At 42.2% G+C, this 13,692-nt stretch carries 9 protein-coding genes and 1 other RNA gene; 8 read left to right on the top strand and 2 right to left on the bottom strand.

Annotated elements, in window-relative coordinates; genetic code table 11:
• The first annotated feature begins 482 nt into the window (after positions 1–482).
• From MTF68_RS19505 to MTF68_RS19490, 4 genes are all read left to right on the top strand, one after another.
• Positions 483–1,115 (top strand): antibiotic biosynthesis monooxygenase, encoded by a 633-nt coding sequence (locus MTF68_RS19505; RefSeq protein WP_167381750.1) that lies wholly within the window; start codon positions 483–485, stop codon positions 1,113–1,115.
• A 222-nt stretch (positions 1,116–1,337) separates the two neighbouring features.
• Positions 1,338–2,753 (top strand): TolC family protein, encoded by a 1,416-nt coding sequence (locus tag MTF68_RS19500; RefSeq protein ID WP_248463400.1) that lies wholly within the window; start codon positions 1,338–1,340, stop codon positions 2,751–2,753.
• A complete protein-coding gene (locus MTF68_RS19495; RefSeq protein ID WP_138611321.1) occupies positions 2,743–4,059 on the top strand; it encodes an efflux RND transporter periplasmic adaptor subunit in 1,317 nt (438 codons plus the stop codon). The genes MTF68_RS19500 and MTF68_RS19495 overlap by 11 nt, the downstream gene beginning before the upstream one ends.
• Positions 4,056–7,139 (top strand): efflux RND transporter permease subunit, encoded by a 3,084-nt coding sequence (locus tag MTF68_RS19490; protein WP_029772462.1) that lies wholly within the window; start codon positions 4,056–4,058, stop codon positions 7,137–7,139. Before MTF68_RS19495 ends, MTF68_RS19490 begins: the two co-directional genes overlap by 4 nt.
• Positions 7,140–7,268: 129 nt before the next feature.
• Here the strand turns inward: MTF68_RS19490 and ssrS are convergent.
• A non-coding RNA gene (gene ssrS, locus MTF68_RS19485) (6S RNA) lies at positions 7,269–7,452 on the bottom strand.
• 193 nt (positions 7,453–7,645) lie between these two features.
• Between ssrS and MTF68_RS19480 the strand changes: the two genes are divergently transcribed.
• The 4 genes from MTF68_RS19480 to MTF68_RS19465 are packed head-to-tail and all read left to right on the top strand — an operon-like array spanning position 7,646 to position 11,914.
• Positions 7,646–8,200 (top strand): UPF0149 family protein, encoded by a 555-nt coding sequence (locus tag MTF68_RS19480; RefSeq protein ID WP_004589599.1) that lies wholly within the window; start codon positions 7,646–7,648, stop codon positions 8,198–8,200.
• A gap of 25 nt (positions 8,201–8,225) precedes the next feature.
• Positions 8,226–9,548 (top strand): Xaa-Pro aminopeptidase, encoded by a 1,323-nt coding sequence (gene pepP / locus MTF68_RS19475; protein WP_004589600.1) that lies wholly within the window; start codon positions 8,226–8,228, stop codon positions 9,546–9,548.
• Between the two features lie 15 nt (positions 9,549–9,563).
• Positions 9,564–10,751: a 2-octaprenyl-6-methoxyphenyl hydroxylase gene (gene ubiH / locus MTF68_RS19470; RefSeq protein WP_248463398.1), complete on the top strand. Its 1,188-nt coding sequence runs from the start codon at positions 9,564–9,566 to the stop codon at positions 10,749–10,751.
• Positions 10,748–11,914 (top strand): FAD-dependent monooxygenase, encoded by a 1,167-nt coding sequence (locus MTF68_RS19465; protein WP_248463396.1) that lies wholly within the window; start codon positions 10,748–10,750, stop codon positions 11,912–11,914. Before ubiH ends, MTF68_RS19465 begins: the two co-directional genes overlap by 4 nt.
• Positions 11,915–12,210: 296 nt before the next feature.
• Here the strand turns inward: MTF68_RS19465 and MTF68_RS19460 are convergent, their stop codons facing one another.
• Positions 12,211–13,410 (bottom strand): alpha/beta hydrolase-fold protein, encoded by a 1,200-nt coding sequence (locus MTF68_RS19460; RefSeq protein WP_248463395.1) that lies wholly within the window; start codon positions 13,408–13,410, stop codon positions 12,211–12,213.
• Between the last annotated feature and the right edge of the window lie 282 nt (positions 13,411–13,692).

Genomic DNA, 13,692 nt, shown 5'->3' with positions numbered 1-13,692 from the left:
TCGATAGCTCAGTTGGTAGAGCAGAGGATTGAAAATCCTCGTGTCCCTGGTTCGATTCCGGGTCGAGGCACCATTTATATTAAAGCCCTGCATACACACGCAGGGCTTTTTTTTGCTTAAAATTTATTATGGACAAAACAGTCCATATTAATTGGGTATATCCTCTCTTTTTCTCCCTTGTTTGCATGCGCATAATTACCTCATCAAAAGGTTAGGTGCTGTTATTACTCACTCCATTTACTCACTCAATATGATTGATTTAAGTAATAAAGTGCAGGGTACCTTTAGCCCTAATAACGCCAATCCGTAATAATACTTAATCATTTTGCGAGGCTAAACGTGTCACTACCGGCGTTAAAAGTTCCTATTTAGAACAACTAAATAGCGGCTTTTTTGCCTAGCTATCAGCACGTTTTTCAAGCCTCAAAATAGATCACTTAATTAAGCGTATTGGTATAAATAATTTAAAGCTGGAGCTAATTATGATCACGCAAATTGTTAAGTTTGATATTAAAGACGAGCACATCGCACAATTTAAAGCGCTACTAGAAGAAGACAAGCAAGGCGCTAAAGCCGAAACAGGTCTTATAGAGATGCGTTTATATCAGGATAAAAACGAGCCAGGCGTCTTTTTTGCTTATGAGCGTTTTGAAGATCAAAATGCAGTTGATTACCATGGCGCACAGGATTACACACAAACGTTATTAAATGCGTTGCCTGAAATCAGCCAATCGGCGCCACAGGTCATGTTATTAGAAAATACAGTGCCAGCTCCGCTGCATGAGCGTAATACAAAAGTTGTTAACCCTGAAGATGATATATGTATTGTGTTTTTTATTTTTAAGATTAAGCCAAGTTTTAAAAATAAAGTCATTGAGCGTTTCGCAACTCATGTAACGCAAACGCGCAGCCAGGAGCCTGGTAACTTAGTGTTTGATTTATATAGTATTGAAAATAACGACGATACATTAGTTGTTTATGAACATTGGCGCAGTGAATCTGCGTTGTGGGATATTCACTTTAAGCAGCCGTACGCAGTAAAAACAAGCGAATTATTAGCGCAAGCAGTTGTTGGCGATATGCAGCAATATATGAGCTTCGTTAAAGAAATTTAAAGGCTTGTGTTTAACAATATTACTTATCCCATTTAGCAAATAGTGTATTACACGCTATTTGCTTTTTTGTATAAATACCCTCCAAATTCCCTGCCGCTTTTTATAATAACTGACTATTATGTTAATTCATCGCAACGTATGTAATGTTATGTAAAGTAAGTTGAGCAAAATTTGCCAAAGTGCTTGAATTACATTCATAAATGGCAGTAATTTAGGTTAACTATGATTTGGCAAACTAAGCCAACTTTATTGGCTCTTAGCTTGGTATTGTTGAGCGGCTGTGCGGGTACGCTAAACCCTCAGCAGCGCGAGCAAGCACCCAGCGACATTGCAGCGACATGGCAACATGGTTTAGCACAAAATGCACTTGCAGTAGATCAGCAATGGCTGCAAACCTTAGAAAACCCTTACATTGAAAATCTTGTTAATAAGGCACTTAATAATAATCAGGCCTTGTTGCAAAGTGCCTATGATGTACAAATACAAAAGCAGCAATTAATAATTTCAGGCTCTGCGCTTTGGCCCGATCTTGATTTATCTGCGCAAACTAGGCGCAGTAAAGACAATAGACCTGTAAGTTATGATAATGCCAGCTCTGTCACGCTAGAGCTAAGCTATGAAGTAGATGTGTGGGGTAAGTTATCTGATGCTAAACGCCAAGCCAACCTAAACTACTTAGCGCAACAAGCTAGTTTTGAGCAAGCTAAGCAGCAATTGGTGGCCGATGTTGTCACTGGCTGGTTTGATTTAGTAACCGCCCAGCAGTTACTCGATTTATATAAACGCCGAGAAGAAAACGCACAGCAAAACTTAGATATTATTGAATCGGGCTACCGCCAAGGTATTAATGAAGCACTCGATGTATATTTAGCCCGTAATGAGCTTAATAACGAGCGTACGCGTATTGCTAATCAACAAGCCACGCTTGTAAGCGCGTCGCGTTCTTTAGAGCGCTTATTAGGCGGCTACCCCAAAGGCAATATATCAGCAGAGGTTGAACTGCCAGTTTTTCTTTCGCCAATTAATACCGGTATTCCCTCTGAGCTAATTACACGCAAGCCTCAATTGCGCGCAAGCTGGTACCAGTTATTAGCAAGCGATGCAGGCCTAGCCTATGCCCATAAACAGCGTTTCCCTAGTTTAAACTTATCAGCAAGCGTGAGTGATAGCACCGATAGAGTGAGCGATTTATTTTCACCATCAAGCTTAGCGTGGTCTTTATTAGGCAGTATTTCTGCGCCAATATTTAATGGTGGTCAGCTAAAAGCAAATGAAGAAATAGCACGCTTAAATGCACAAAAACAAGAACAAGCATATTTAGATACCTTGTACGATGCATTCAGCGATGTTGAAAACGCAATTACTCAGCAGCAATCCTTGCAAGCCAGTTATAAAAGCACGTTAGAGGCACAAGAAAACGCCCTTGCAGCAGAGCAACTCTCGTTTGAGCAGTACCAAAGCGGCTTAGTAACTTACACTACAGTGCTTGATGCCCAGTCGCGCTCTTTTGATGCGCAAAGCTCACTCATTGAAACAAAAAACCAGCTAATTGCTAACCGAATAAACCTATACGTTGCCCTTGGCGGCGATTTTAACGCCCCAACAAGCGAATCTAAGAGCAATAACGATGAAAACTAAATCAGCAAAACTTTTAATCCCAGCCGTAGTGGTGGTGGCCACCATTTTAATTGTTATGTTTATTAAGGGTAATCCACCTGAAGCAAAACGTTTTGGCTCACCTCCTAAAGCCACGGTGAGCGTATCGGTAAAAAAGATTGAGCCACAAGATTACTTAATTTTTATTGATAGCTATGGCACGGTAAAGCCGCGTACTCAAAGTTTGTTAGTTGCTCAAGCATCTGGGCAAATTAATAAAGTAAGTGATGATTTTAGAGAGGGCGGTTTTTTTGAAAAAGGCGATGTACTGCTACAGCTTGACGATAGAGATCATCAGGCTGAGGTTAAATCGGCGCAAGCAGCATTACTTACTGCAGAGCAAAGTTTGTTAGAAGAAAAAGCCCGCGGCCAACAAGCAATTACTGATTGGAAGCGTTTAGGCGGCTCATCTCAAGCGAACAGCTTAGTACTTCGCGAGCCCCAACTAGCGGCTGCACAAGCACAAGTACTTTCAGCACAAGCCGCACTTGAAAAAGCACAGCTTGATTTAGAGCGCACCCAAATTACTGCGCCTTACGCTGGGCGTGTGCTTAGTCGTAATGTAGACCTTGGCCAAGTGGTAAGCGAAAACACAGAACTTGCAACTATTTATGCCATAGACAGCGTTGAAGTGCGCTTACCAATTAAAAATAAAGACCTCTCGTATATTAGTTTGCCAGAGCAATACAGAGATGGCAGTAAAAACCAAGCCGGCTCACTCGTTAAGTTTAAATCTGACTTAGTGGGCGAGCAAACATGGCAAGGGCAAATAATACGTACTGAAGGCGCTATCGATGAAGGTGCACAGCAATTGTATATTGTTGCTCAGATAAATGACCCTTACAAAGCCACGGCTAATAACCAATACCCAATTAAAATTGGGCAATACATCACTGCGCAAATTAGCGGTAAAACAGTGCCTGATGCGTTAATAATCCCTAATAGTACTATTTATCAAGGCAGCTACGTGTATGTGGTTGAAGAGGGGCTGCTAAAGCGTAAAAACATTACGCTTGCATGGCAAAATGCTACACAAGCTATGGTAAAAACAGGCCTTAATGCAGGCGATAAGTTAGTAATTACACCGCTTGGGCAAGTAAGTTCAGGCACAGCAGTAAGCATTTTAGGCGAAACCGATATGCAAAATATGCGAGCAAAAGGCCCAAATGGCGCAGGCAAAGGTAAGCGTCCATCGCGTGAGCAGCTAGAAAAAAAAGCGCAAGAAATGGGAATTAGCGTTGAAGAGCTAATACAAAAACGCCGTGCTGCACAAGGAGATAAGCCATGATTGCTTGGTTTACAAAAAACCATGTAGCAGCCAATTTATTGCTTATTACGTTACTGCTATCGGGTTTATTTAGTTTATCGAGTCAAATACCGCTTGAGGTGTTTCCATCGTTTGAAACAGATCGTATAAGTGTAAGCGTTACTTTGCGCGGCTCAACCCCAGAGGATGTAGAGCAAGGGGTTACCATTCGAATAGAAGAAGCCGTTCAAGATTTAGAAGGTATAGAGCAAATTTCTAGCCGCTCATCAGAGGGCTCTGCGTCGGTAACTATAGAAGTAGAAAGTGGCTACGACCCGCGCGAATTATTAGCCGATATAAAAAGCCGTGTAGATGCTATAAACACTTTTCCGGCCGATGCTGAAAAGCCCATTGTGGCGCTTGCAGAGCGAAAGCGCGAAGTAATAGCTGTTACCGTAGCGAGCGATTACGGTGAAAAAGAAACCTTAGAATACGCCGAGAAAGTACGCGACGATATTTTACGCCTTCCTAATGTTACGCAGGTTGAGCTAAGTGGTGTACGCGATTACGAGCTCGCCATAGAAGTAAGCCAAGATACACTTCGCCAATACAATTTAACCCTTGCACAAATATCCACTGCTGTGGCTAAGTCGAGCTCTGATATTTCGGCTGGTAATTTAAAAACAGAAGGGGGCGATGTACTTATAAGCTCAAAAGGGCAGGCTTACCGAAAAGATGAATTTGCAAACATTGTCGTTAAAAATCAGAGCGACGGTACAGTAATACGCTTAGGTGATATAGCAAACATTAATGATGACTTTGAAGAGACCCCAGTACGTACACGCTTTAATGGTAAACAAGCCGCCTTTATAGATGTATACCGCATAGGGCCGCAAAGTGCGATAGATGTCGCAGATGATGTAAAAAACTACATAGAGTCCAAGCAAAGCTCCTTACCACAAGGTTTTGAATTAAGTTACTGGGATGACGACTCTCAAGTTGTAAAAAGCCGTATTGCTACGCTAACCAGCAGCGCCCTACAAGGGGGCATTTTAGTACTGGCTTTGCTAACTCTATTTTTACGCCCAGCCATCGCATTTTGGGTGTTTATTGGTATTCCTGTTTCGTTTATGGGCGCATTTATTGCAATGCCTATTTTTGGTGTAACCCTTAATATTATGAGCTTATTTGGCTTTATTTTAGTACTGGGTATTGTGGTGGATGACGCCATAGTAACGGGGGAGAACGTTTATACTCATTTAAAAACCGCAGAGTCGGGCGAACAAGCTGCCATTTTAGGCACGCAAGAAGTAGCAACACCAGTTACCTTTGGGGTACTAACAACCGTAGCGGCTTTTTTACCTTTAGCGTTTATTGAAGGCGCACGGGGCGCCTTGTTTGCACAAATTCCGGTGGTGGTTATTCCGGTATTACTGTTCTCGTTAATTGAGTCTAAGTTTGTGCTGCCAGCTCATTTAAAGTACATAAAACTACGTAATCAAAAAACAAAATCATCAAAGCTTGAAGTACTTCAGCAGCGTTTTGCAGACGGATTTGAAAGCGCTATTTTAAAATACTATCAGCCTATTTTAGCTAAAGCATTGCGCTATAAATTAGCGACGGTGAGTTTGTTTGTTGGTGTGTTTTTTATAATTTTAACTTTAATAACCAGTGGTTGGACTAAGTTCGTATTTTTTCCGCGAATCCCAAGCGAAACCGTACGAGTAACATTAACCTTGCCAACAGGCACGCCGTTTGAAGTTACCAATAAGTATGTAATGGATATGTCGCAAAAAGCGCAGTTATTGCAGGACAAATACCGCGATGAAGATACCGGCGAAAGCGTTATATTAAATATTTTAGCCTCAACAGGTGGGCGTGGTGGCGTGTCTAACTCAGGCAGTGTGCGCTTTGAAATAACCCCTGCAGAGAGCCGCGACTCAGACATTGGCTCACGTGAGCTGGTAAGTGAGTGGCGCGATTTAATAGGGATTATTCCTGGCGCCGAAAGCGTAACCTTTAGGGCCGAAATAGGACGCAGCTCGGACCCTATAGATGTGCAGTTAAGTGGTACATCGCTCGATACGTTACAAAAAATTGCCGAAAGCGTTAAAGCGCGCTTAAGTACTTACCCAACCGTATTTGATATTGCCGATAGCATGTCTGATGGTAAAGAAGAGTTGCAAATAGAGCTTACCGAGCAAGGCTTTGCTTTGGGATTAAACCGTGTTGATGTAGCAAACCAAGTACGTAACTCGTTTTTTGGCTCGCAGGTGCAGCGTATTCAACGCGGGCGTGACGATGTACGTGTTATGGTACGCCTACCTATTGAAGAGCGCCGCTCTGTAGCCGACTTACAAAATATACTTATTACTACGCCTACGGGCGGCTCGGTGCCACTTTCGCATGTAGCCACATTAATTGCAGGGCAAAGCCCATCTACGATTAACCGAATAGACCGCTACCGCACACTTAACGTGACTGCCGACATAGAAAAAAGCAATACCAACATGACCGCGCTACAAGCCGACCTAACTGAGTATTTAGATGAATTAATGCAGCAATACCCAGGTGTTGATTACAAGCTAGAAGGTGAAGCTAAAGAGCAAAGAGAGTCGTTTGGCTCGCTCGCTTGGGCATTGTTATTTGTATTTTTTATTATTTACTCACTATTAGCGATACCGCTTAAATCGTACATGCAGCCAATTATTGTAATGAGCGTAATACCGTTTGGCATGATAGGCGCTGTAATAGGGCACTGGGTTATGGGGATGGAGTTAACCATTATGAGCTTACTTGGTATGTTGGCACTTATTGGTGTGGTGGTTAACGATTCACTTGTGTTGGTCGACTTTATTAATAAAAAACGCAGTGAAGGCGGCAAGATTATTGATGCGGTTAAACTTGCAGGGGCTGCACGTTTTCGCCCAGTAATGCTAACAAGTTTAACCACCTTTATTGGCTTAATGCCGCTACTATTTGAAAAGGCGACACAAGCACAGTTTTTAATTCCAATGGCAGTAAGCCTTGGCTTTGGTATTGTGTTTGCTACGTTTATTACGCTTATATTAGTGCCAGTAAACTATATGCTGATGGAGCGTTTTCAAAGCTGGTTTAGATAAATAACGAAATGTGTTCTAGGACTAAGCTGTGGTTGATTAATATCAATTGCAGCTTTTTTTTGCTAAAAATTTATAAAGGTAATAAAGGGTATTAAAAACAGGAAAGTAGCAAAAAGATAGGTAAGAAAAGTGTTCCCCAAGCGTGCGGTGTCCGGCGTCAGTCCTGAAACCAGAAGGTTTCAGGGCGGAAAGCTGCGGTCTACCGTAGGCTTCTCGGTACATGCCGAGCTTGCACAATAGTAGACGAACAGAAATCCTGGTATAAAATTTATCGGCTCAGGGACTTAACCAAACTCCGGCACCCCAGGGAACAAGTTCAGTATATAAGACATAACCCATTCCTTAAACCCCAAACGTAAAAAATTGAACCGTTCGAGCAGTTTTTGCCCGCTGGTAACTCGCTATTTACTTATCATGCTACTTTTTGAGCAGGATCATACAATTAATTGGAGTTGCTTTTTATCGAGTGGTAGCATTGCCTTAACTAGCAAAGCGAAGATATAAACATGAGCGACTTACCAGATTACCAAAAAGCCCAGCTGCTTTTAGAAAAAAACGAAATTTTTGTCTCACCGGCAGAAGCGCACGGCGTAATTAGTGGATTACTAGCGTGTGGTTTAAGTATTGATGACAAAGAATACTTAGGCCTATTAAGTGATGTATTTAATGATGGCCAAGCGTTTAGCAACGACCTAAAGCAGTTTTTTGGCACCATTTATAAGCAAGTGGTAGCAAGTTTTAACGATGAAGCTTTTGCGTTCGATTTATTTTTACCAAGCGATGATGAAACACTCATCGATCAAGCCAATGGTCTCGTATCATGGGTTGCAGGGTTTATGCTTGGATTTGGTTTAAAGCAAAAAGATTACGGTAAGTTATCGGCAGATGTAAAAGAAGTTATTAGCGATTTTAGCGAAATTACACGCCTAGATACCATGTTTGACGAAACCGAAGAAGACAGCCAAGCCCTGCATGAAGTGATTGAATATGTACGTGTATCAGCATTGCTTTGTTTTGCCGAGCTTGGCAAAGAAAAAGCACCTAAAAAAACACTACATTAATCTAAATAAAACGGGTTGTTAAAGCATGGTTGAAATACAAAAGTCAGAATTTAAAGCACGCCGTGAGCGTTTACTTGCGAAAATGGATGCAAATAGTGTGGCCATTATTCCTGCGGCCAGTGAAGTAACTCGTAGCCGCGATACGGAATATGCATTTAGACAAGACAGCGACTTTTTTTACTTAACCGGCTTTAACGAACCCGATGCCGTTTTAGTGCTGTGTAATAACAGCGATACGCCAAGTACGTTATTTTGTCTTGATAAAGATAAACTGGCCGAAATTTGGCACGGCCGCAGAATTGGCTTCGAAAAAGCTAAAAATGAGTACTTATTCGACGAAACTTACGCATTAAGTGAGCTAACTGAACAATTATTAGATTTGGTTAACGGTCAGCAGATTTTATTTTATGCACAAGGCGCTTACCCAAGTTTTGATACCAAAGTATTTACCTTGTTAAACACACTTCGCAGCGCGCCTAAAAAAGGCTATCAGGCACCGAGTACGATAAAAGATGTGCGTGGTCTTATTCACGAAATGCGTTTGTTTAAATCGCCAAGCGAAGTAAACATTATGCGTGAAGGCTGCGAAATAAGTGCCCGTGGGCATATGCGTGCAATGCGTTATTCGCACCCTGGTGCTACAGAGTTTCAGCTAGAGGCAGAGCTGCATCATCATTATGCAATGAACGGAGCGCCGCATCCTGCGTACGGCACCATTGTTGGTAGTGGCGATAACGCTAATATTTTGCACTACACGCAAAATAGCGATGTGCTAAAAGATGGCGATCTAGTATTAATTGACTCAGGGTGTGAGTTACAAGGTTACGCTGCCGATATTACGCGTACCTTTCCTGTAAATGGCAAGTTTAGCGAACCTCAAGCCGCGCTTTATAACATTGTACTTAAAGCCCAAGAAGTGGCTTTTGAAGAAGTTAAACCCGGCGGGTTTATGTCGCATGCCAATAAACGTGCAATGGAAGTAATGACTCAAGGTTTACTTGATTTAGGTATTTTAACCGGCGACTTTGATGAGCTAATGGCAAAAGGTGCCTGTAAAGAATATTACATGCACGGCCTTGGCCACTGGTTAGGCCTTGATGTTCACGATGTAGGCGATTACAAACAAAACAACGTTGAGCGCGCATTTGAGCCAGGCATGGTTTTAACCATAGAGCCTGGGCTTTACATTAGTGAAGATTCAAACGCACCGCAGCAATATAAAGGCATTGGTATTCGTATCGAAGATAATTTACTTATTACTGAGTCAGGGCATGAAAACCTCACCCTGAGCGTGCCTAAAACCATAAACGATATAGAAGCACTTATGCAAAGTGCAAAAAGCGCATAAGCTTGGAGAAATAAAGTGTCTAAGCAGTTTGATGTCGTTGTTATTGGGGGCGGGCTTGCAGGGGCAAGTTGTGCGCTAAGCATTGCTAAAACAAACCCTTCACTCACTATTGCGGTAGTAGAAGCAAACCAAGTAACGGGCGATTACCACCCAAGTTTTGACGACAGAAGTATTGCCCTTGCACAGCAGTCGGTTGAGTATTTACAGCAGTTAAATTTATTTGAGCCACGTGCGCCATACACAGCAGCAATAAAAAAAGTAAGCGTGTCGGATCGTGGTCACTTTGGTAAAGCACATATTAGTTGCGACGAGTTTGCTAAACCGTCATTAGGTTACGTGGTTGAGGTAAACCCGTTTGGCCGCGCACTGTATCAGCGTTTAACGCAAGCGAGTATTGCACTTTATTGCCCCGATAGCGTAAGCGCTATTAAGCAAAGCCTAAACAGTAATGAGGTTACTTTACAAAGCGGCGAGCAACTTAATACTAAGCTACTGGTTATTGCCGATGGTGCGCAATCTCCAACCCGTAACTTACTGGGTTTAGGCTTTAATACTCAGCCCTATGAGCAAGGCGCTATTATAGCCAATGTTGAAGTAGCAGGCGGGCATAACAACCATGCGTATGAGCGCTTTACCGAGCACGGCCCTATGGCGCTTTTACCAATGAGTAATAGCCGTTATTCATTAGTGTGGTGCATGAAGCAACAGCACGTTGAGCAGCATACAGCCTTAAACGAAAATGATTTTTTAAACGCGCTGCAAAGTGCATTTGGTTATCGGGCAGGGCAATTTACAAAAGTGGGCACACGCACAAGCTACCCGCTAGTATATGGCCAAGCTGAATCATTAACAGCGCATCGTACGGTAGTCATTGGTAACGCTGCTCATGCTATTCACCCCATTGCAGGGCAGGGCTTTAATTTAGGCCTGCGTGATGTACAAGTACTTAGTAATTTAATTGCAACAAGTAAAAACGAGTTAGGCAGTTATGCGTTTACCCGTGAGTATTCACAAAAGCGTAGCAGCGATATAAATACCGTAATGAGTTTAACCGACGCACTGGTTAGGCTTTTTTCAAACTCGTCACGGGTATTAGCGCTTGGGCGCAGCATTGGGCTTTTCTCAATGGATTTATTTCCCGCATTAAAAGCACCGTTGGCCAAGCAGCTAATGGGGCAAGTTAAACAAGGTACACGTTTATGAAGCAAGCACAGGTTTGTATAGTGGGTGGTGGCTGCGTAGGCTTAACCCTCGCGTTAGGACTCGCTAAAGCCAATGTAAGTGTTGTGGTGCTAGACGCCGCGCCAAAGCAATTACCGCCAAGTGATGAATATGCCTTGCGCGTAAGTGCGCTGAGTATTGCAAGCCAAAACCTGTTTGAGCAATTAAACGTATGGCCACACATAATGGCAGAACGAGCGTGTGCATATACGCATATGGACGTACGCGATGCCGACAGCTTTGGTAAAATAACCTTTAATAACGAGCAACTTGAGCTTGAACACTTAGGACATATAGTTGAAAACGATATTATTCGTTTTGCACTTATAAAAGAGCTAGAGCAACAACCAAGTGCCACACTGATGTTTGATACCGAGTATCAACAAGTACACCAAAGTGAGTCTGATGTATTTATAACCCTTAAAAGCGGCGAGCCTATTATTGCTAAGCTGCTGGTGGCGGCCGATGGCGCAAATTCGGCTATTCGTAAACAATTTAATATGGCGCTAAGCTTTAAAGATTACGACCATCATGCATTGGTTGCTACGGTTAAAACCAAAGAGCCACACGCAAACACCGCACGCCAAGTGTTTTTACCAACTGGACCACTGGCTTTTTTACCACTTAGCGATGCAAATACCCACTCTATTGTGTGGTCTACCAGCCCTAATCATTGCGATGAATTGCTAGCAATGGACGACACTACTTTTAATAAAGCTGTAATGGCAGCCATAGATGGCCAATGCGGGCTGTGTGAAGTGCAAAGTAAACGCGCAGCATTTCCACTTAAAATGCGCTACGCCCAGCAATGGGTAAGCGGCAAAGTGGTATTAATGGGCGATGCAGCACACACCATTCACCCACTTGCAGGGCTTGGTATGAACCTAGGCCTAAAAGACGCCGCGTATTTAATTGAGCTACTGACAAGTGATAGTAAAGAGTTTGCGAGCACCCGTACCCTTCGCGATTACGAGCGCACCCGCAAGCTCGACGCGCAAAAGCATATAGCCATGATGCAAGGGCTTAAAGAGTTATTTGAAGGTGCCAACCCGGTTAAAAAGCTGATACGTGGAGTCGGGCTGTCACTTGTTGATAACCTAGGCCCAATAAAACACCTGTTCGCGAAAGAAGCGATAGGCAAATAACGTAGGTTGGGAAGAGCGAAGCGAAACCCAACAGATAAAGTAAAGTAGTTAGTTTTTAGCTTTCAGCTGTTAACTTCCAGCAAAGAAAAACCGATGTTTAGGTTAAACATCGGTTTTTTGTTTTTAAGTGGCTTTAAACAGATTAAAAGCTGCGCTTTTCACGCGAGCAAGCTCAGCGTCTACATGCAAAGTTTAACACTGAGCTTAATTTTACCTGTAGGCGTTTAGCTTGCTGACGCGACGAGCGTAGCGCGTAATTACTATCGTTAGTTAAAAAGCGCTTTGCGTTAAATCAGTTACAAATTGGCTTGGGCTTCATTCACCATATCTTGTAGTGCATCAATTAACAGTGGGTCGCGCGAGTTTTGTTTAGCAAGTTTTAGTGCGTGTTTCATGCTAGTAACAGCTTCTTTAAACTGTTTATCAGCCGTGTAGCCTTGCGCCAATCGCATATGGGAGTAGGCTGCATTAGGGTAATCATGAGTAAAGTGTTTAAGTGTAGTTATCGCTTTTTTAGTGTTATCAAACTTTTGCTGGCTGTGGGCAAACTCTACGTACACATCTTGTGGAATTTTAAGCTCAAATCCGTACTTATCGCTCAGTGCTTGGTAGTAACCTGAAATAAGCGATACATCGGCAAATTTTCCGTGCTCGTCAGCCACTTTAAAAATTAGGTCACTAAATAAGTGAATTAGGCTATCGCTAAGGGCTGGCAGTATAGTGCCCATATGAGTAAAAGTAGGGTAATGCTTATATTCCCATTTTAGCTGTGTGGGCATTTGTTGTTCTAAATTTACTAACGTATTTAATGCGCCTGTATAAAAACGTGCGCCTTCACTCGCTACACTAATAAATAACTCTTGAGTGCCTTTAGGGTTTTTAGTGTATTTAATAATATTATTTTTTAACTCTTCGTCACTCCACCAACTATTTGGGCTTATAGCTATGTAGCTGTTAAATAATTCAGGCTGATTAACTAAAGTGTAAAGCGCTAATGTACCAGCATTAGAGTGACCAATTAAGGTGTTGTAGCCGTTAGTTGAGTAATTGCTATTTATGTAGGGCATGAGCTCGTCAGACACAAACTTTAAAAAATTGTCGGTTTGTCCAGCATCGGGCCATTTATTTTTTACAAAGGTTTGAAACTCAGTTTTCGGCTCACCATCTACTTTAGGTAAGTAATCACGCACGCGGTTTGTTGTATCAATACCAACAAGCATGGCATTAGGTATTTGTTCGTAATCAACTAAGGATTTTATAACACCTGACGCCGTATGAAAGTGCTCAACACCATCTAGTAAATAAATAATATAAAGCGGCTGATCGTCTTTTACAGTGTCAGGTATGAAAATTCTGATAGGCCTGTCTTCGTTAAGTATTTTTGATTGTAAAATGACTTTTTTACCAATGGTTATGTCGGTTGTAGCAGTGTTTGCGTGGCTTAAAAAAGAGGTACTACAAGCAAATGCAAATACAAATGATAGTAAGAGCTTCATAAATATCCTTATTAAATAATGTGTTGCTTAATAATTACACGGCTTTAGGTTTGAGTAAATGTTTATATTTTAGGCGCAAAATAGAAGGGGTAAGTAATTAAAAGCTGCGCTTTTTACGCAAGCAAGCTTTGCGTTTACACACAAACCCAACGCACTTATCGTAATTCTGCTTGTTGATATAAAGCGAACGCATATTAATATCACTCTGATAGCTGATAGCTGATAGCTGATAGCTGATAGCTGATAGCTGATAGCTGATAGCTGATAGCTGATAGCTGATAG

The sequence above is a fragment of the Pseudoalteromonas sp. 2CM37A genome (genome assembly GCF_023161885.1).
GTDB lineage: Bacteria > Pseudomonadota > Gammaproteobacteria > Enterobacterales > Alteromonadaceae > Pseudoalteromonas > Pseudoalteromonas atlantica.
This window is presented reverse-complemented; position numbering and strand designations above follow the sequence as displayed.